The organism is Rhizobium oryzicola (assembly GCF_030504645.1).
Classification (GTDB): Bacteria; Pseudomonadota; Alphaproteobacteria; order Rhizobiales; family Rhizobiaceae; genus Neorhizobium; species Neorhizobium oryzicola.
In genome coordinates this window covers 1-19,258 of sequence record NZ_JAUKWQ010000019.1, presented here as the reverse complement: position 1 = coordinate 19,258, position 19,258 = coordinate 1, and the positions used below count along the sequence as shown (strand labels likewise).

Genomic DNA, 19,258 nt, shown 5'->3' with positions numbered 1-19,258 from the left:
GGCTTCTCGCCCGCCACCGTGATCCGCGACGAACCCGTGGAGTTCCAATTGGGCAGCCAGAGTTGGTCTCCGAAGAACGACGCCAACGAGTACGCCGGTCCGGTGATCCTCAGGTTTGGGATCGAGCGCTCCCGGAATGTGATGGCGGCAAAGCTGGCGTCGGCAGTGGGCATGGATACGGTGATGGAATATGCGCAGCGCTTGGGGATTTACGACCAGCGTAACCCTGTGCTTTCGATGTCTCTCGGCTCTGCCGAGACGACGCTGATGAGGATGGTGACGGCGTACTCGGTGTTCGCCAATGGCGGGATGCAGATTACCCCGAGCCTTATCGACCGCACGCAGAATCGCGCGGGCAAGACGATCTTCCGACAAGATCAACGCGAATGCATCAACTGCAATGGAGATGCCTCACGGGCAGGGGAAGAGCCTCAGCTTAAGGACACGCGGCTGCGGGTGCTCGATCCCATGACGACATATCAGATCACAACGATGATGCAGAGCGTCATTGAAGAAGGCACCGCCTCCAAGAGGATTAAACTCGGCCGACCCGTTGCGGGCAAGACTGGAACCACCAACGGGAACAATGATGCATGGTTCGTCGGCTTCACGCCTGACTTGGTAACTGGAGTTTACATCGGCTTCGACGCTCCGAGGAGCTTGGGCAAAGGAGGCACCGGAAGCGCCTTAGCCGCTCCGGTCTTCAACGAATTTATGAATGCGGCTCTGGCGCATGTGGCGGTATCCCAGTTCCAGATGCCGCAGGGAATGACGGAATACCACATAGGCCTCCACACCGGAATGCTGACATCCGCCGACGATCCAAGCTCCGTAATTGAGGCGTTCAAGCCTGGCACAGGGCCATCCCCGGCGATGGTCACCATCGAAGATGAGGGCAAGCAGAGCGAGGTTAGTCCAACGGTCAAAAAGGCAATTGAGAATGGAGCGACGGGTCTATTTTGAAGGCGGAAGAAGCCCCATCTGGTGGGACTTTCCTCGTCGCATGGCGGCGTTTGGCACACACGTTTCATCGCCGCAATAGAGCCATGTCCGCTTTCGGGCATCATAGGGCACCGCTTCAACGGTAGAAATGGAGGCGCGTAGCCGCCTGGCAGCTGTCTGTTCCCAGTGTCCGCTTCGGGCCGACTACCGCCATGACGCTGATGCGCCAATAGGAGACGTTCGTCGAAGCGTTGAAGAAGGATGGCTCCCGCACTCCACGAACGCTCGGGTTCGGCCCGAAAAGTTTGATAGCGACCTTTCCGGCCGAGCTCGCCATTGTAGCCGAGCGAACTATCTTCATCTCGCCAGCGGGGCATGTAAAGTAGGAGAGCGACAGGAGATGCAGGAGTTGGCGTCGGTGAAACTTGCGTTTGATCTTGAACTCTCAGCACCGGTAATATTGGAGACTCGTCCTGAGGACGGCTGGTGCTTCGGACGTCCGCCCAGCATCAGCGCTGCGCTTTGGCCGATCAGCCCAGTTTACGGGACTCCTCTGCGGCACGCATTTACACTGAGGCTGCCGGAGTTCTACCGGACGCAAGGCGAGGAATTCGTGGCTATCAGTTTGTTCGTGGATGAGATGTTCGAGGAGAGCGAGCTGGAGCCCGCGCCGGCATCGAACTCGTCGTTCTCGTCTATGGACACCAACAAACTGAAACGCTTCGATATGGAGCGCTGGGGTTTTCACTTCACCCTTTTCTGGCTGACTGAGGAGAAGTTCAAGGGACCACTAGGAATGCCCCCGGTGATCGACCAAAAAAGCAATACGCCAGGCTGGTTGCGAAAATCTCCATTAGACTACTTTGGTCGAGACAACCTACCATCGAGCGCCCTTCATAGACCGCGCCAAAGCGGGAATGCGCCGGGCGCGTTTGCGCTCCAGGAGTTGATGGCCTCCGAGCAGCCTCCCTCTGGATGGGCGACGCTGTCGGCTATCGATGCTTTGAACCATGGGTTCCCGATCTGCGTCAGCGTCCGCGAAGGTGACCCGAATGTCGGACGGAAGCCAAGTGATGATGCAGACGAGAATGCCCAGAGCGGATACATTCCGATCTATTCTGATGCTGAGGGAGCCGCCGATCTCGAACGGTTCGCCGAGTTCGACGCGCATTTGGGCGGGACGATGCTTCCCATGCAGTCCTATCCAGACATGTCGCCCTTCTATCTCGAATTCCAAGACACGTTTGGTGGGTTCGCGTTCGGTGGCGGCACTGCGCAATTGGACTTGAAGAATATGCGCATCGAATGGGCGAGCTAATATATTTAGGGTTGCCGCACCTGACCGAAGGACGCTTTAGCGGCCTGTAGGAATTGGCCAATCAGAAGTCTGCTACCGGTGCTCCTGGTCTCGAGAGGAACCGCCCATTTCCTACACTATCTCAAGACCAGCCTCGTTCCGCGATATCGCTTCGGGCCGAGAGGCGTCTTCCACTTCGCGCCATAAACAAAGGCTGCTATGAGTACTGGCCAGCATTTTGAGTTGTGATTTCGATATGAACCATTGGCTTCGCGCTGATGGTATACTTCTCGCACAATCAGGCTTTCGGGGGAGAGATAAAATCGAGATCGACCTGCTGGCTGCTGAACCATTCCCGAGCAGAGAGACTATCCGGCATCACGACGCGGACGAAGGGCGTGTCCTTTTCAAAACTGCTCGGCCAATTGAATTTCGGGGCCGTGGCGAGCTTCTTGAGCTCTTCCCGGATTTCTTCGACCGTCGCCTCTAGTTTTGCTTCCTCGTCGAGGACGGCCAACAACTGGATTGTCGCACCTGCGGTCTCGAAGTCCGGCTTGGCCAAGATGCGGATGCATCTCAGGGAGCGATAGACGCGGCCAGGGACTGAGTCCTTGGAGTGCTTTTCCTTCGCTTGATTACGGATGGCAAGTATAGGGCCGTCGCTTAGCGCATCCGGAAACGCAAACCGCCCGTAACGGCGCTCAACGGCCTGGGCGAACCGCCCGCGGGATTCTTCGCTGGCAAATCCTTCGCGACGCTCATACCGTACGAAAGCCTTTTTCTGCACAGTCGTCAGCCTGGTAAGGTCCGCGACATGATTTTCCTGCGCAGGCAGTTCGATGACCGTCGCCGCAGGCGTTGTTCCCTTCTCGACAGCTTCTAAGAACCTTGGGTTGTCGATAAAGACGATCGGCGCGACGACGATGTTGTCCCTGCCTTCCACGAAGTTAACGATGTCGCATGTCTGGGACACCACGATCCATCCTGCGACCTTGTCGAGTTCAGCGATCAGATCGCCGTCTTCATCCATAACAAGGACGGGAAAAGTGACGACATCGAGCGTATAATCACCCTGTCGCCACAGCTTCATTTTAGCCTTTTCTTCGTCCGTCAGTCCCGCATCGACGGTCTGTGCTTCCATGCGTCGTCACTTCTTGTTCCGCATCTTCAGCTTTCCAACGACTTCGCGAACGGGAAAGCCATCGCTCTCAGAGACATCGCCAGCGAACGCTATACGGCTGGTCCAATGGTCCTGATGGCTTGGTACCTCCTTGACCATTCCTGGTCCAAGGGCCGCCTTCGAACCTGCCCCTTCACCGGCCCGGGCTTTGGCCTCGTCGAATTTCCATGCCTTAAGCAGGTTGTAAATCGCCCCGTCATTCGCTTCAAGTATCGCCCGCGTCTCAACAGGTATATCTCTGTTGATAAACGAAAGGGCCTCGTGCATGCGCTGGACAGCCCGGATGTTTGCATCCGAAATCGCAATACCGTCCCGCCAATTGTAGACTGACTGACGCGAGCAATTGAGAAGGTCTGCGACCTTCTCCCAGGAATAGCCAGTGATCAACTTTATCTGGCCGATTTGGGTGACAAAGCGCGACGACCGGATAGCCTTTGAATTGCGCTCGGCCGGCGTCTCCGGCTGGAAGAGGCCAGCGGGGCTCGACGTCGTCGGCGATGATGATCTGTAGGCGGCTTCGGATTGTTTCTGAAGGGCGACGAAAAGCCCATCATGTCCACCACCTGCGTAACCTGTGCCGAAGTTCGATTGTCTCAGCGCGGTCATGTCGTTTTCCTGCCGTATCTGTCTAGAAACTGGTCGGTCACCGACCACCTGAAAATCGTGTATGCGCGGGTTGCCAATGAATATATGACGTCGGCCGCCGCGCTCGCGTTGAATTCCACAGCCTCCTCCTCGTAGGACCTGAATGAGTCCACATCGAGAAACCATGACCGTTGGTGTAACGCGGGCATTACCTCCGGATCATGTGAGGCGTCCGGCGGCATATGTCCCCATCTGACAAGCACGCGTCCTTCTTTCGTCTCGCCCTCCAGCTCCGAAACCATGTAATGAGTAGCGCCGATGATGTCGTTAACGCCAATCATTTCCTTACGCAGCATGTGGCTCATGCTCTCGTTCTCCTCGAGCGCAATCTGATCGACATATCTGATTCCGATGCGATCGATATGGGTTGGCGCGATGGTCTGTCCAAGTTGCTCGAGCAGGTCCCGGAGCCGATCGGTGAAGTCCTTTCGGGACGTGTAAGCGTTCGTTTCGAATGACATGAACGTGTCGGACAGTGAAATCCGCCACTTCCTCGCATTGTCGAAGTATCGCCAGATCGCTGACGTCGTCATCTGCGGAGTCGGGCCGAGCATCACGCCATTAATGGTCTCGAAGTTGGCGCGAGGATAGGTCCTGCGAATACGCTCCTGAAAACCGGCGACGAAGCGCTTATCTTGGACAGACTGGATTTCCGGAAACCTCACCTGTGCAAGAACTCTGGCAAGCGGTGCATTCGTCAACTGGACTTCTGGCGCTTCTTCTGAAAATAGAGGACCAACGATGTCTTCGGTCATACAGCCCTCCGTCATGCCTGGAAGTACACTATGCAATGTAAAGCAAAACGTAAAGCGATTTGTTCCCGCCAATTTCAACACCGTCACCAAAGGTTCGGCGCGCGAAGCCGAGTGGCCTCTCTCAGAAGCGTGCTGTCGTCTCGATGTTCCTGACCTCCAGATCAACCGCCGAAAGTGATCCGAACATGGTCAGTTGCCTCCTCCGGGAGCTGATAGGGGCAAGCGCCGCTCCCACCGTTTCAACGAGCTGAGGCGCGAGATAGTGTATCTCGCAGCGCATAGTCACGCTCACTTTGCGCAACCTAGAGCAGCACGGACCGGTAAAGCTCACCGGTCACACCGTCAATTCCGCCTCGGGTCTATTATGGATTGACCCAGCCTGGGAATTCCCTCTCCGGCACGGTGCAGGCTCTCGGAACATGGGCAGCGGAGAACGCGGTACAGATCGATGATGCTCAGCCTCGATGGGACACGGGGACATGCCCGCAGCACCGCAGAACAGACTGAACGTTAGCGAATGCGCGTAACGGGACGCGACTGGCGCTCGTTGCTTGAACGAATGAGTGGGATAACGGCCTCTCGCGTTGGCGACCGATGCCCCTGTTTAGACTCAGCTCTCACGTTCTTACTGAATGTCCCTATTAATCTAATAACCGGCTCCCCTATCTTGACTTGCCATCCATGAATATCCAGTGCAGCTTCCAGGCACACGAACGTGGAGGTTGCTATGGTAAGGCGGGACCAGGAGGACGACGGAGAATCGACGATGGAGAACAGGAGTCTGGGGTCGGCTCTGGACGAGATCGGCTTCCGTCCCACCGGCGGCCGGATCAAACTCCAGACCTCGCCTCCGACACGGAAGCTTCGCCGGCATCCACGTCCCGAGGTGCCAAAGGAACAGCAGCAGAAATGATACCACACCGGTCTAGACGTCGGCCGCTGAACAAGCTTGTTTCTGGGGAAGCGCTACGGCCTGTCTTGTTGTCGTGGCTACTTCTGGCCGCTCCCGCGACTGCCGCCGAAATCTCGCGCGAACCCGTTCAGGACGGGGTGGACATCCTCCGCGTCAACGGGACGTTCAATGACGGCGACGACGCCATCTTCCGGAAACTGGCGGCTTCGGTCAACAAGGCCGTCGTAGTCTTGGACAGCGGCGGCGGAAATCTACTGGCTGGATTGGAGATCGGCCGGGCGATCCGCCTCAGTGGCTTCGCAACGGCGGTTTCGGAGGGCTCGCTCTGTGCCTCGGCCTGCGCGCTAACCTGGCTTGCGGGCACTCCCCGCCTGATGGCAGCAGGGTCGAAGCTTGGCTTCCATGCCGCGTACAAATTGATCAACGGGAAGGCGTCCGAAAACGGAGCGGCTAACGCCCTGGTCGGAGCGTACCTGAACCAGCTCGGTCTCAGCGACCGAGCGGTTGTCTACGTAACCTCGGCACCTCCCGAAGGCGTGGAATGGCTCACCGCGGAGACTGCCGCCGCGGTCGGCATCGCGTTCGTGCCGGTCAACAAAGCCCCTGCTGTCCCCGAACGGCGACAACCCCTGCCCCACGACCTAATGTCCGCGACGACTGCCTTCTACGCCGCGCTCGCGTCCGCCGACGGGGAGACGGCGGCGGCACTCGTTGTCCCGGAGAAGCGTGGCAAAGGTCCATTCAACGAGCAGTCAATCCATGCCTTCTACTCGGCGATGACCAAGTCCCTGAAGCTGACGGGCACCTCCTTGCGTGGAGCGGATACAGTCAGGGTCACCTACGAGTACACGACAGACCGCGGAAGGGTCTGCAACGGGCGGGCCGACGTGCAGACTGTCTTTCAGTATGGTCGAACGCTGATATCGAGGATCAAGGCCCTGGACGGATGCTAGCTGTCGCCCGTGTCGCTGAGCCTTCGAGCACCCAAAAGGCCTAAACTGGGTTCGCCGTCACATGCTCAACTACGACCCTTCAATATCCTACATGTATCGGGTGTAGTCCGAGCTGACCTTGCCCTCGGTCACGAATTTCAGGACCTCGCCCACCTTCCTCGCCGCCCGGATTGGGATCGGCAGTTTCTGGTTCATCTGAGTGGAGTTCCAGTTGATCTTCGTCATCGACAGGACCTCCTCGGCTATACGCGCGACCGTGCTATCGCTAGTCCTATGCGGGCAGAGCAGGAGCGGTCTCGGATCGTACATCCCAGGATATGTGCCGTAATATGGAATACTGCCGTTCGTGTAGAGTAGGCCCTTACCGTCTAGTTCAATGAACGTCCCTCTCATTACGGGGTAATTGCCGTCGCGCATGACCTTGATGGACGAAGATTCCTGGACCCACACCAGGTCCTTCATTTCCGCCCCAACCTCATCGAGCGCCTCCATGATGCCCTCGGCCTCCTCGTCCCTGAACCTGGACGTCTTGAGCACGATGACACGGGCCGGAAAGTTCTTGTGATGGGCCTTGTAGGCAGTGAGAACCTCGGTGATCAAAGCCTTCGCGTCCTCGGCCGTCATGTAGGGGTGACGGCCCCGGGTTTCGGTCAGCGCCCGACGCCCCTTGAGGATGAACCCTCTCCCGCGGTCGTCGAACATCTGGGCGGCGCTGGTGAAAAGCTGTTGTCCTCCGACCTCTCGGTAGAAGCTGACACCTATGTAGCAAGCCGAGAATTCACCTTCCTCCGGCATCCGTCACCACGGGATGCGACCCGACCCCTTATAGTAGAGCGAGGTCATGATGTTCCAGCTCCGACCGGCCTCGTCCTGGATTTTGCGCGCGCTGCTCTCCTTCACCTTCCGCGGTATGACCGCGCGCTCGTCGAGGACGTCCTCCCAGACGATCTGGATCGGGAACCTCAGGTGCATCGCCTTCGCCTTGAGCATCCCGCGGAAGTTTGGTGCTTCAGACCCTCCGCTATCCTCCTTCTCGACCGTGTCGTCCGAATCCACCTTAGCGTTCCATACCCGCTCAATCAGGGCGACCGGTAGGGCGACGACCGCGACATCAGGACGACTGCTGCCCTCTTCGATGGCGGTCAACAGTTCCATGATCTCGTCCACGGCCATTTCGACGGCGCGGCCATGGTCCGGCTCCTTCCTTATCCGGTCGATCTTTGCCTGCGTCAGGGTTCCCGTCGCCTCCATGGCGATCTCGAACTTGCATCGGTACGGATTCTGGTTTCCGAGGCCGGGAAAATTCGGATGCATGTTCGGGTGCCTCTCGGACTTGCCCTGGAACCCGGTTGAAGCCGCGGCTAGAAAGTTGGCCGTATCTTCGACCGTCTTGGAGCTCCCCACGACGGCGATTTTGATCGCGTCGCCGTTAAGGGTCTGGAGCGGGCCCGCCACGACTAGACCACGTCGGGGATCGGGGTCGTGGAACTGGCCGCCGAACTCGAGCTGGGGCTCCTGGAAAATCGTCGATTTGAACTTCATTGCCTATCCAGAAGGTCCTGCTCCCTCTCGAATTCGTCTTTCTTCGGTGATCCCCACACGTCCTCGGGGACCTTGGTGGGCAATTCAATTGCGGGCGGAGCGCCGAATGACAACCGTGGCTCCCCGGAGGCGACGGCGAATAGGTCGTCGGACACGGGATCAAGGCTGGCGAGAAACCTGTGCCACATTATGACCTGGCCGCGCAGCGAGGCGCTCTTATCCAGGCGTTTCTTCCCGGACAGTAGCGCATCCGGGTAAGTATGAGGCGTGAAGCCGTCGAAGGTGAAGTGATAGGTCGGCTCAAGTATAAGGAACCACTCGTCATAAAAACTCTCGAACCGCGGGACAAATGCGTGGTGTCTGACGAAGGCAACCCGGTCTCGGTCGTTCTTGTTCCTGACCACGTTCACCACCTCGGCTTCCGTTGCCTTCTTCGCGGACTCGTACTTGAACGTGCGCGGCGTATTGCGCCCCTTGGCCCTGAAATAATAGAGCTTCTTCTCCTTGTCCCAAGCCAGTTCATGGCGGACCTGGTGGCCCAATGTCTGTTTCAGCAGGTAGGAGAAGTTGTTGCGCTCGTCCACGTCCTCGTGGAACGCCAACGCCTCGACGCCGATGGCCTCGACTTGGTCCATGTCCACAATACGGCGGCATACGGAGTGCCTTGGATCATGGAAGGACCAGAACGTGTCGCCCTTGATGACCCAGTCGAAACGCGCTGGCTCCTCGTCCTCCAGAAGGATAGCCGCCGCCTGCTTTCTCGTGTGCGGAGTCGTGGAAACAAACACCTCGGCCGGAAGCGTTACCGGAAGCATGTTCACCAGCGCTTCCTCGCCTCCGCCGAGAGGGGGGACGTAGTAGCCGAAACCAGCCGATGGAACGGTTAGCGCCCCGAGTTTGTCCGCCGAGTTCCCGTCGAGGACATCTTCTCGCTTGTTGAAATTCAGTCGTCGATCCTGAAACTCCTCGCCGCGCGGTATCTCCTTCCAGAAGAACGTTTCGTCGGACCGGCGGTAGAGAACTATGATGATAGGGAGGTTGCTTCCCCGCCAATATGAAAGGTCTTCCTTCTTCAGCAGGTAATAGAAAGCTTGGCTATCCTCTCCCGGATACGTTGCGTTATCGGTCGTCTTGACCTGCACTGCGATCATCTTCGCCAACGGCTTTCCGTGGTCCATCACCTCTACTATCGCATCGATTCCCGCCTCGAGACGGGACCGCGGGTCGAACTGGAAGCCGATCTTCAGGAACTGCAGACGCGCGGCGGCTTCCCCGATCTCTCCTACCAGCTGATTCTTCGTCACGAATTTGCCATGTAAGATGATAGTCAGAGGTTCGTGAGGCTGCCAAGGTTTCTCGTAACTGATCAACGGCGATATGTGTGGGTCAGTTTCGTACGAGGCACATCAATCTGGCCTACTTGTTTGCTGATAATCAATTTCGGGCGGCGGGGTGTTTGGCGAGAGCTTCTTTCACGTCGGCCGCGGACATGGCCTTCTTTCGCTCCAACTGGTCGGCTATCGCAAGGAGCGCATCATAGCGCGAGCACAATATTTTCTTGGCTATCGAAAGCTGTTTCTCAAGGACTTCGTCTACAGCTATTCGCAGGACGGGGTCACGCGCTAATAGTTGTGGGAGGTCAGCTTTGGAGCCCGTGTGGATGGCTAATGTCCGCCCTAACCCAAGGGTCGCTTCAAGCTCCGTTGCCAAACCTGTGGCTAGTCCGAGATCGGACTGTGGATCGCTGGCGACCGCCGCGGTAAACTCGCCGAAAATGAGTATCTCTGCGGCAAGCCCGCCAAGGTACATCGTGATCTGATCGCGGTAGAAAGAAAGCGTCTTCATGGGGAAAGATGGCGACAGGAAAACCGCTCCACCGAGTGTCACCACGCCAACGCTAAACACTGTATCGCTGATACTGATGGATTCGAGCTCCATACCTAGCTCGATGCCTACGATCGCATGCCCCGCCTCATGGAATGCCGACACCCTTAGATGCTCCGCCGGTAGAGCCACAAGTGGCCTCAACACGTCGGCGATGTGTCGGAAGTCGAACTTGCCGCCTTGACGGCGGGCCCTTCGCCGGCCATCGCGCACCAGTTGCTTGATGTCCGCGCCAGACATACCAATAGTTGATTGGGAGAAGTGATCCTCTTCTCCTTTCGGAACCGGCAGTCCAGCGTGGAAGGCAAATATCTGCTGACGTGTCGACGCGTCCGGCAGAGGAATGATGAAATGCCGATCAAGCCGTCCCGCCCTCAGAAGCGCGGGGTCGATATTCTCAGGATGATTAGTCGCGGCGATCACCACCACACCGGCCCGGCGGTCGAAACCGTCCAAGAGTTCAAGCAGCCCGTTTATCACCTGACGTTTATAGTCTGCTTGGTAACTGTCATGGATAGAACGACTCCCAACCGCATCTAGCTCGTCGATGAACAGAAGTGAAATCCCTTTGGAACGCGCTTCGTCGAAGCTCCCGCGCATCGCTTTGAGGAGGTCATTCAGGTAGCCGGCCGCTTGCCACTGGGCCGCTGATGCCGAAACTATTGGAATGTTGCACGTGCGAGCCAACGCTTGCGCAAACATAGTTTTCCCTGTCCCCGGTGGCCCGGATACAAGAGCACCGGTGTCTATGTCCTCCCAAGGTATTAGATGCGCCTTGAAGTCCGATAGATCGCGGGCCAACTCCAAACCCCAATCCTGTAACGACCCTAGACCGCTGAGATTGCCAAGACTTGGTCCAGCGGCCAAAGCTAGAGACTTCGTAGAATTAGACCGTACGGCTGTTTCCCGTAAGCGACGGATAGCGTTGGCAACTGGGCGAGCGGGTTGGAACGCGTAGACAAGTCTCGTCCAGCTCTCGGACGCAACCATCTGCTCATCGGCTACGGTCAGGATGTGGTTATACCTACGGAAGGTAGAGATGATCTGCCTCGATGTGGGTTTTGGAAGCACGGCGACGACGTCGGCAAACAGTCGGATTTCTTCATCGACGTCATTGAGACTGGGGCAAAAGAGAATTCCCTTCCCGCTTTCAGTCGCCCGCCGCATCATTTCCAGCTCAGTAAGGCGGTCGGCCTTTCCCTTACCGACAGCTCGCACGAAAGGGGCAAGGTGTCCCCGTCGTCCGAGAGCTTGGCGGAGCAGGATGCCACCGGCCTCAACGTAACTGTCGATCGCGTCCGCTTCCTGAACCGCGAGGATCGCAAGACCTGACGTCTTTGTCCCTACATGATGGCGTAACACCGAAACGAGGCTGCAATAGGCGAGGTGAACAGGAACCGTGACGTCCTGCAGGTCACCAGTTCCTCCTACTTTCCACAGGGAGTAGGAGTCCCTCTTTTGCCGGTTACCGCTGCATGCGCTCTTCAATATCAGTCCCCTAGCTAGGTTCGATTTCATCAGATCGTGGACGTAGGACCACAGTGAACCGTTTCCACCCGCCGTAGCAGTTGCTCGTCTGTGGCCTTAACAGGCTCGAAAAGACGCCGCGCGTCCTCTCCCAAAGCGAAGACTCCAAGCCGGCATCATCCATTTTCATCTATGATGAACTTAGTCGCCTTCACCGCTGGTCCGGAACGCGGCTCTCCCAGTAGCCCTGCTCGGCTTCGTCTCCGAGGGCGTACCAGCGCGAAAACGAGCGAGCGATCTTGAGGCGAGGGTCCAGAAAAAACAATTCGCTCGTGTAGAGTGGATACCCGTCCGGGATGTTCGGATGAGACGTCGGCAGTCCGATCAAGCATGGTACGGCACGCCTGGCGACAGCCCACTTTTCAATCTTTACCGCCGGCCCGTCACTCTCGAACTTCAGATTGAGCAAGTCCTCAGACAAGCAACTCAAGTGCCTGCTGAGAGCCTCTCTTGACATGCCAAACCAAGCTTTACTTGATGCGTCGTTCATACTGTTTCCTATCCAAGGCACGCCTTCAGGTATTTGTGGGGCTGAGAAGCAGTCGTTGGAGGCCGCGACCTTTTTCCAAGACAATGTTCCGCCGCCGTCGGGATCAGGATATGCTCACATCACACCGCTGCACCGGTTCTAGTTTCCCCTGACAGGAGCTTGTCAGTTCAACTACCAAACCTGGATCGAAGTCAGGGACGGGACACTCACGAGGACCACGAGGATTGCAGATCACCCGGGTCTTCGATATGTAATAGTCATGCCGGCTTCGAAGATTTCCATGGACCCACATCTCTGGTTTCCACCTCCTTATCTCCGTCTCCAGGTCACCTGTAGGCCGGCAAAGACCGCAGGCGGACAGATACGTGTCAGGAAGGGAACGGCGACTGGGGGCGTGATGGGTGATCACAACCGTTGGCGTGTCGTTAGATTGGCCCAGTGCTGTCTTTATGAAATCCGTGTCTTCGCGCTTGAGCGTGCCGAGTTCTATCGACGAGAACCGTCGTGACGGCTGCCTTGACAACTTGATTTTCAGGAAGTCTGATGCATCCCTCCGCGCGAAGAACAATCGTAGGCCCTCACTGACGGCGAGTTCGGCATCTCCCCATAAAGTCGCGCCTATGAACCTAAAGCCGCCAATGAAAACCGTTGTTCGGTTAAGAAGGTGGACGTTGGGATACGACGCCGCGGCAATTGCCGCATCACGCCCTCCCTCAATGATCGAGCTGCGATGATAATCGAAATTTCCCGGCACCAGGATTACCGGCATGATTGACGACACCTTCTCACCGAGGAACTTAACCGCGTGCTCCGGTCCCCTGCGAGAGACACCCCCGGAACATAGGCAGATGTCCGCGTCGGGCACCGGCAGACTTTCGGGTACGCAGCTGTCCGATCTGTGCAAATCCGAGAAAATCCAAGCTCTCATCGCCAACGCCCACTACCGTGATAAACTGATCTTGATCGGCCGCTGGCCCGTACCGGGCGCGCCCGCATCTGCAGAGGCTTCGTTCCAGTCGATTCGGGGGTTCATCGCGAATCGCCAAATTATGTATTACAGGACTTCATATAGCGTAGTTTTCTTCCGTGTAAAGTCTTCTATGACTTTAAAAGAGAGCATTTGACTTCTTTGGCGTCTGCCGGCTCAACGGCAATATGAGAGTTCCCGCAACAGCCGACGCACTCCGTGCAGCCCGTGCGCTGCTTGGGATAACGCAGCACGTGGCCGCAGAACGTGCGCACGTTATGCAGAAGTCGGTGTCGGCTGCCGAAAGTGGCAAGACCGTACTTGTCGAAACCAACTACGCTCTCGTGGACTATTACCGTTCAGCCGGTATCGTGTTTTTGGGAGAAGGGCAGATCGGCGAGGAAGTCCAGGGAGCGGGAGCGAAGTGGTCCGGACCGGAAGGGCCGACGCATATACCGTTAGCGGAAGCGGATTTCCATCTGGAAAGAGTGGACGTGTCCTTCCGGGCCGCGAGAGCTCTCGTTGGCAAGGAGCAGGCTGAAGTGGCGCGATCAGCAGGGATATCACTCGATGCTTTGAAGAGCTTGGAGAAGAACGTCATGCGCCAATCGTCCTACTCCAAACTTCGACAGTGGTTCGAGGATCAGGGCGTGGAGTTCACTGGGTGGGGAGACATCTCAACCCAGACCTTCGTGGGGGTGGGCGTCCGTTGGCGAAGGTAGTCCCGGCAGGCTCGGAAAAACGCAGGGGCGGAAGCCCTACCGACGTGATCTACTTCAACCCTTCGATCGCGCGTGCGGCCAGAGCTTACAGCGGGCTAAGTCATCTGCAGCTGGGGGAACTTGCTCGCATAGCATCCCGTACAGTTTTCAAGCTTGAAAAGGACGGGAAAATTACGGCGGACTCGCTGGAGAAAATTATCGACGCCTACCGGCGTAGAGGCGTCGAGATAGTGTACGATGACGAGGGTCGGCCGACCGGCCTAAAGTTCAATCTGCACCAGCGTTAACCTAAATCTATCGCCTCGCTAAAGCGGCATTAGGTAGCAAAGACCACCAAAAGCAGCTTAGGTATCTGAATTAATACAGAAATTACCGATGTTGCGGAGCAAATTCCACATGCTTCAGGCGGCGCGCATTAGTGGCAATGGCCCCACGTTGTCGCCTCTACCGACGCGGTTTTACCAGTGTTTCTGGGGTTATCAGATGCAACCGCTCGTCTTCTTTCGCCAAACTCTCGACATCGCTTGAAAAACCACTTCTACTGAAAAACAGGTAGTGCTTGCCCGTCGATCCTTCTCCGTAAGTCGTTTTCTCGGATCGCTCACGCAACAATCGGACGTGACCAAGGTCGATCACACGCGATCGCCATTTGCATTCGCCATAGAAGAACGCACCATCCAGCAATCGCCCCGCGACATCGATGTCGAAATCGGCGTGACCCCAAATCTGGCCAACCTCCTGCGTCGGAACAGTAAGGACCTCTTGCATATGAAGCCTTGCAAATTGAATGGCGATCGGTTCGAACGCAATCCCCATGTATTCGGAGAACCGAGGCTCGACGACGCGGTCGTAAACCTGCTCGCCAAACCCGCTGCTGATCGCGCTCAGGTTTGGTCGCACGAAACGATGCCAGAACGACATCAGGCTCTCTGCGACGCGATAGCGACGGTTTCGGCCCTTTTGGTCGGCATCTAGCGATTTCGAATTATCGATCAAATCAAGCGCGATCAGTTTTGCCAGGTAGGGTCCAATACCGTCTGCTTTGACACCCAGTCGGTTTGCGATCTCCGACTTAGTGCTGCAACCGTCAGATATAGCCGCAACCACGCTTGAGTAAAAAGACGGCTCTCTGAGTTCGGTCTGCAACAGCGTGTTCGGTTCGTCGATCAGCGTGCCTGTCTCTGTCAGCAAGAGTTTGATGACGTTATTGCGGAGCGGCTCCTGAGCATCGCAAAGCTGAAGATAGTAGGGAATGCCCCCAAAAATCGCATAGGTTCTGATAATGTCGTCGGCAGTGTACTCTGGGAAAAACTTGGCGACATCGACAAGGGGCAAGGCCTTCATGTCGAGCGAAAGGGTTTTCCGCCCGTAAAGCGGGTTCCGTTCCGCTAACAGGTCTTCCATTTGAGAAATGGCAGAGCCGCAAAGGATCAGTTTCATCGCCCCATCTGCAAGCGCGCCGGAATCCCAGAATTTCTGCACGATCGATGGCAGTGCTGGCTCGTTATCAAGCAGATACGGAAATTCGTCGATCGTGACAATTAGTCCCGGATGCTCGCCGGCACGCTCGGCAACATAATGCAGTACCCCCTCCCAGCTTGACAGGGCGTCTAGCTGTGGCTTTGATCCGATTGCCTTTCCGACATCGGATTTGAATTGCTCCAGGTTCAAAAGTGACGAGACGCGGGTCGCCTGAAAGTAGATTTCCGGGCGATTCTTGGCGGCCTCCCGAAGGAACCGCGATTTGCCGATCCGCCGTCGGCCAAATACGATGATGAGGGAAGGTCGTTGCGAATCCAATTCGGTCCGCACCAGCTTGAGTTCACGTTCGCGACCGAGAAACTGCATATGTCTGCCATTCAGTAATTTTAGTTACCTTAATCGTGATTACTTTAATGACGATCTCTTTGTCAAGTTCTGTGCGCGAAGGACTCTCCAAACCTGTCAGATTGTCGATTTTTCTTCAGACAGCAGGGCAAGCCTATTCCCTTAGAAATCTGGCTATTGATCTCTGGTAGGCAGAAAGAGTTTCCCAAGTGTGTGTTTGTCGCCTTTTTGCCAATTAACCATGTAGACCTCCTCCGGGCGACTCCTGTGAAAAGCCCAGATAAGAACCTGGATCATGTTCAGGATGATACGCATACAGCTCTGATTCCCCTGCGGCCATTTTCGTCCGCCGATCAGCTGTGCCTGCCGTCGACTGCTGGAGCCTGAACATCACCGTCATGACTACCCCTGCCCATCGTCCGCACGCTGCGGTGCTGGCCGTCAGTGCCTTGGGCGGGGGCTTGGAAAATACGCCCGACCTTCCTCCGGATGGCGGAGGGGTTGAGCCATGGCAAACCCCGACGACACGCCCAAGGGCCAGCACTTCCTGCTCTCGCCAGAGTGCCGAACGCTGACGGTGCTCGATCTCGCCAAGATGCGGGATACGACTGCCTACAACTGGTTTAAGCGGCTGCGCTGGCACGAGACGGAAGGCGAGCCTTACTGCCCCAAGTGCGGAACGCTGCGCTGGCATACGATGAGCCGCAACCGCTTCAAATGCACCGAGAACCCCTGCAAGGCGGTGTTCAGCATCACTTCTGGCACAGTGTTCCACGCCCGCAAGCTGAGCTTCAAGAAGATGCTCATCGCCATCTGGTTCTCGGCGAACTCGGTGAAAGGTAAGGCCGCGCTCCAGCTCTCGCGCGAGATTGGCGTCCAATACAAGACGGCTTGGGTGCTCCTGATGAAGCTGCGCGAGGCTATTGCCTGGCGCAGAGAGGAGATGGTGCTGGATGGCCAGGTCGAGATCGACGGAAAATACGCCGGCGGCCACATCCGTCCTGAGAACAGGGCCGAGGATCGCATCGACCGCCGCCTCAAGAAATACCAGAACATGAAGCGTCTGTGCGCTCTTGCCATCCGCCAGCGCGGACTGGGAGCGCAGACGTTCACCCGGATCATTCGAGATGAGGACAGCAATGCAGCCTGGGCGGCCGTCCGGGACCACGTCTCGCGGGAAGCGACGGTCTTCGCGGACGAGCACGGCAGCTATAATGACCTGGCTGGCCTGAACGAGCTGCAACGCGTCAACCATTCGAAGGCCTATCAGACCGACGATGGCACGAATACCAACCAGGTCGAGAGTTTCTTCTCGCGGGTCCAAAGGGCCTATGTCGGCATCCACCATCGGTTTTCGCTGAAATACTTCGACTGGTACGTGGCCGAGCTCGCGTGGCGTGAGGACTGCCGCCAGGTCAGCAATCGCAGTCATACGTTCCAGGTGCTGGGTCAGGCACTGTCTCGCCCGACGTCACGCTATCTATGTGGGTACTGGCAGGGCAACAAGCCGCCCGACCTGATCTGGGAAGGCTAAGCGGCGACCTCCCACAGAACCTTACGACCGTCGAACTGGCCGGACTGCCGAACGCGTCCCGCAGTCGTCAGTTGGGTCAGGTCCGCCGAAAGGCGGTGTGCGATGTCTGAGAGATTGGCTGGCTCGCTCGCGATGCCGATCTTGGCTGCAAACCTCGCTGCGCAGTCGGTCACCGAAATCGGTTCCCCTGCCTCGCGCAGGACCTCCAAGACGGCTTGGCGCTTGTTTACGCCGCTCATCGCCGCTTTCACCTCCGATGACGACTGCTTGACCTTTCGAGACCGATGTCGACGCTCGGTCTCCGGCAGCGCCGACGCTTGGTAGGCATGCTCATAGCTCAGGATGACACGTTCAAGTGCGCCGATCAGTTCCTGGATGTCGACCCGCTCCCTTTCAAGCTGCTGCAACCTTTCGGTCAAGGCCGCCCGCTTCTGCTTCAACTCGTACGCTACACTCATTCGAGGCCCCGTTTTCACCGGAACCAAGGTAGTCGGAATGCCATTTTAGGTCTGGTGGCTTTTGCTACCTAATGCCGCGCTAAAGCGCCTGATTAGGTGCCGGGCGACACGAATAAAGCAGCCACGGTCTACCCGGCGCAATTTTCCGAAGCCGATCTATCACACAAGGGCCGCGATGCGGTGTGGATATCTGTTCTGCGCCGGTCGCAAAGCGAGCCTGCTGATTTGAGCGTTGGATAAAGCACTGCATTCCGAATGCATCGTTATTGGCTGTCGCACATTGAGCAGGCACGGCAGTCAGCATTCGGAAACATGCTAGCTTCTGGCCCGCAACCAAGCCTCCAATTCGGTGCGACGGATGCCCTTTCGGCGTGCCGTCAACGACACCAGCCGCGGGAATGAGCTGTCAGTCTTCCTCAGTCGCCACAGACTCGTCCGGGAAAGCGTCGTAATCCGGCAGACCTCCCAAATGCTGAACAGCCTGTACTTATCGTCGTCATTGTTCATCATTGCTCATCCTTTCAACGGGTTAACCGGACCAAAAGACCTTCGGCAGGGACGCATTATGTGAGCCAGATTTGTCTCATGGATGGGGAGCGACAACAATGTTATCCACATGTAAGATTATACCTGCGAAAGCGGTGTGTTACGGAGCTGTTACATGCAGATGTCCGCGGTCTGTCTAAGGGGAGACGCATCGAGAAAAGGGTTCGAAATCCTTCAAAGCGAGCCGCGTAGCCACGGGCCTTCGCTCAGGTACAATATCGGACCCTACATCTGCACTCCGAAAGACAGTGTTCAATACACCCTATTTTCGCGGACCGACGAAGCGGAAGAGGCTACGCTCTCCGCCTTAAACGCTAGCTCGGATTCCGAACTGGGGGTGTTCACCAGCAAATATGGCAGCTTGAGCGCCTCATCGCACCGCTTCAGAGATGGCGACTGTGTGTCCATTCCAGAACTCCGCGAAACGATCGAGCAGCTTCGACTCCTGAAGCAAACACTGGAGTCGGGAGGCTTCTCGGAGACCACACCACCTCCAAGTGGATTGGTGATGAGCCCATTCCAGGTCGGCTTTCACCTCTGGCTCACACCCACCGAAAACCTACATGGATTTCTCCCGGTCTTGGTAACGTACAGCCTCTATTGCTTCTTGGCACATGAGATCGTCACCAAGGTGATGGCGAACCGGCCTCTGCTTGTCTGCGAGACGTGTAGGGACTACCATCGGTCTAGACGGCGCGATGCGAGGTTCTGCTCGGGTAAATGCCGTATAGCGGGTTTCAGGGATAGGAAGCGGAGCACTGGCTAATCGCCCTAAACAAACATCAGTGGAATGCATTCAAAATGCATCTCAACAGGAACTCTGAACCAGAGGCAATTATGCGTTGGAATAATCACCGGAGCTTGATGCCCGGTTTTGCTGCCCGTCTGCCAGCTACAAAGTCGAGGTTTCGGTCAGCCGCGTCTAATTACTTGAAATGATGGGAAGGATTTGGTTGCGGGGGCAGGATTTGAACCTGCGGCCTTCAGGTTATGAGCCTGACGAGCTACCGGGCTGCTCCACCCCGCGTAATGTTGAGCGCGCATCGAGTTTTGTGCCCGACGGACCGGTTGAGTTG

The 19,258-nt window shown here is 57.0% G+C and carries 19 protein-coding genes and 1 tRNA gene; 7 read left to right on the top strand and 13 right to left on the bottom strand.

What is annotated here, in order from left to right; genetic code table 11:
- Window positions 1-963: penicillin-binding transpeptidase domain-containing protein (locus Q2T52_RS26455; protein WP_302079907.1), on the top strand; the 963-nt coding region annotated here is incomplete at its 5' end.
- A 379-nt stretch (window positions 964-1,342) separates the two neighbouring features.
- Window positions 1,343-2,260 carry a hypothetical protein gene (locus Q2T52_RS26450; protein WP_302079906.1) on the top strand — a complete coding sequence of 306 codons (918 nt, stop codon included), beginning with the start codon at window positions 1,343-1,345 and terminating at the stop codon, window positions 2,258-2,260.
- 277 nt (window positions 2,261-2,537) lie between these two features.
- Here the strand turns inward: Q2T52_RS26450 and Q2T52_RS26445 are convergent, their stop codons facing one another.
- From Q2T52_RS26445 to Q2T52_RS26435, 3 genes are read right to left on the bottom strand one after another with little or no spacing between them, the layout of a single operon-like run.
- Entirely contained in the window at window positions 2,538-3,380 is an 843-nt protein-coding gene (locus Q2T52_RS26445; protein WP_302079905.1) for a hypothetical protein, read from the bottom strand.
- A gap of 6 nt (window positions 3,381-3,386) precedes the next feature.
- Window positions 3,387-4,025, bottom strand: coding sequence for a helix-turn-helix domain-containing protein (locus tag Q2T52_RS26440; protein ID WP_302079904.1), 639 nt, complete (start codon window positions 4,023-4,025; stop codon window positions 3,387-3,389).
- Window positions 4,022-4,819, bottom strand: coding sequence for a TIGR04255 family protein (locus Q2T52_RS26435; protein ID WP_302079903.1), 798 nt, complete (start codon window positions 4,817-4,819; stop codon window positions 4,022-4,024). The genes Q2T52_RS26440 and Q2T52_RS26435 overlap by 4 nt, the downstream gene beginning before the upstream one ends.
- 369 nt (window positions 4,820-5,188) lie before the next feature.
- Between Q2T52_RS26435 and Q2T52_RS26430 the strand changes: the two genes are divergently transcribed.
- Both Q2T52_RS26430 and Q2T52_RS26425 read left to right on the top strand, forming a co-directional pair.
- Window positions 5,189-5,326: a hypothetical protein gene (locus tag Q2T52_RS26430; protein ID WP_302079902.1), complete on the top strand. Its 138-nt coding sequence runs from the start codon at window positions 5,189-5,191 to the stop codon at window positions 5,324-5,326.
- Window positions 5,327-5,800: 474 nt separating this feature from the next.
- Window positions 5,801-6,685 carry a COG3904 family protein gene (locus Q2T52_RS26425; RefSeq protein WP_302079901.1) on the top strand — a complete coding sequence of 295 codons (885 nt, stop codon included), beginning with the start codon at window positions 5,801-5,803 and terminating at the stop codon, window positions 6,683-6,685.
- A gap of 87 nt (window positions 6,686-6,772) precedes the next feature.
- Here the strand turns inward: Q2T52_RS26425 and Q2T52_RS26420 are convergent, their stop codons facing one another.
- From Q2T52_RS26420 to Q2T52_RS26405, 4 genes are all read right to left on the bottom strand, one after another.
- Window positions 6,773-7,480, bottom strand: a complete 708-nt coding sequence (locus tag Q2T52_RS26420; RefSeq protein ID WP_302079900.1) for an argonaute/piwi family protein — start codon at window positions 7,478-7,480, stop codon at window positions 6,773-6,775.
- A gap of 3 nt (window positions 7,481-7,483) precedes the next feature.
- A complete protein-coding gene (locus Q2T52_RS26415) occupies window positions 7,484-8,227 on the bottom strand; it encodes an argonaute/piwi family protein (RefSeq protein WP_302079899.1) in 744 nt (247 codons plus the stop codon).
- The gene (locus Q2T52_RS26410; RefSeq protein ID WP_302079898.1) at window positions 8,224-9,531 is read right to left on the bottom strand and encodes a DUF4365 domain-containing protein; all 1,308 of its coding nucleotides are present in this window, start codon (window positions 9,529-9,531) and stop codon (window positions 8,224-8,226) included. The genes Q2T52_RS26415 and Q2T52_RS26410 overlap by 4 nt, the downstream gene beginning before the upstream one ends.
- 130 nt (window positions 9,532-9,661) lie before the next feature.
- Window positions 9,662-11,101 (bottom strand): AAA family ATPase, encoded by a 1,440-nt coding sequence (locus tag Q2T52_RS26405; protein ID WP_302079908.1) that lies wholly within the window; start codon window positions 11,099-11,101, stop codon window positions 9,662-9,664.
- Between Q2T52_RS26405 and Q2T52_RS26400 the strand changes: the two genes are divergently transcribed.
- Complete coding sequence (locus Q2T52_RS26400) at window positions 11,057-11,443, top strand: hypothetical protein (protein WP_302079909.1); 387 nt, start codon at window positions 11,057-11,059, stop codon at window positions 11,441-11,443. The two genes, Q2T52_RS26405 and Q2T52_RS26400, sit on opposite strands and share 45 nt — an antisense overlap.
- Before the next feature lie 346 nt (window positions 11,444-11,789).
- Here the strand turns inward: Q2T52_RS26400 and Q2T52_RS26395 are convergent, their stop codons facing one another.
- Entirely contained in the window at window positions 11,790-12,059 is a 270-nt protein-coding gene (locus Q2T52_RS26395) for a hypothetical protein (RefSeq protein ID WP_302079897.1), read from the bottom strand.
- A gap of 172 nt (window positions 12,060-12,231) precedes the next feature.
- On the bottom strand, window positions 12,232-13,056 hold the full coding sequence (locus tag Q2T52_RS26865; protein WP_367187377.1) for a metallophosphoesterase: 825 nt from the start codon (window positions 13,054-13,056) through the stop codon (window positions 12,232-12,234).
- A 293-nt stretch (window positions 13,057-13,349) separates the two neighbouring features.
- On the opposite strand from Q2T52_RS26865, the gene Q2T52_RS26390 reads away from it, so the two are divergent.
- Window positions 13,350-13,817, top strand: coding sequence for an XRE family transcriptional regulator (locus Q2T52_RS26390; protein ID WP_302079896.1), 468 nt, complete (start codon window positions 13,350-13,352; stop codon window positions 13,815-13,817).
- Window positions 13,818-14,261: 444 nt separating this feature from the next.
- Here the strand turns inward: Q2T52_RS26390 and Q2T52_RS26385 are convergent, their stop codons facing one another.
- Entirely contained in the window at window positions 14,262-15,665 is a 1,404-nt protein-coding gene (locus Q2T52_RS26385) for an ATP-binding protein (protein WP_302079895.1), read from the bottom strand.
- 487 nt (window positions 15,666-16,152) lie between these two features.
- On the opposite strand from Q2T52_RS26385, the gene Q2T52_RS26380 reads away from it, so the two are divergent.
- Window positions 16,153-17,178, top strand: coding sequence for an IS1595 family transposase (locus Q2T52_RS26380; RefSeq protein WP_302079894.1), 1,026 nt, complete (start codon window positions 16,153-16,155; stop codon window positions 17,176-17,178).
- On the opposite strand, the gene Q2T52_RS26375 is transcribed toward Q2T52_RS26380, so the two are convergent.
- From Q2T52_RS26375 to Q2T52_RS26370, 3 genes are all read right to left on the bottom strand, one after another.
- Window positions 17,175-17,636 (bottom strand): hypothetical protein, encoded by a 462-nt coding sequence (locus Q2T52_RS26375; RefSeq protein ID WP_302079893.1) that lies wholly within the window; start codon window positions 17,634-17,636, stop codon window positions 17,175-17,177. The genes Q2T52_RS26380 and Q2T52_RS26375 overlap by 4 nt on opposite strands.
- A gap of 315 nt (window positions 17,637-17,951) precedes the next feature.
- On the bottom strand, window positions 17,952-18,143 hold the full coding sequence (locus Q2T52_RS26860) for a helix-turn-helix transcriptional regulator (RefSeq protein ID WP_367187376.1): 192 nt from the start codon (window positions 18,141-18,143) through the stop codon (window positions 17,952-17,954).
- Between the two features lie 989 nt (window positions 18,144-19,132).
- Window positions 19,133-19,209, bottom strand: a tRNA-Met gene (locus Q2T52_RS26370).
- Window positions 19,210-19,258: the final 49 nt, after the last annotated feature.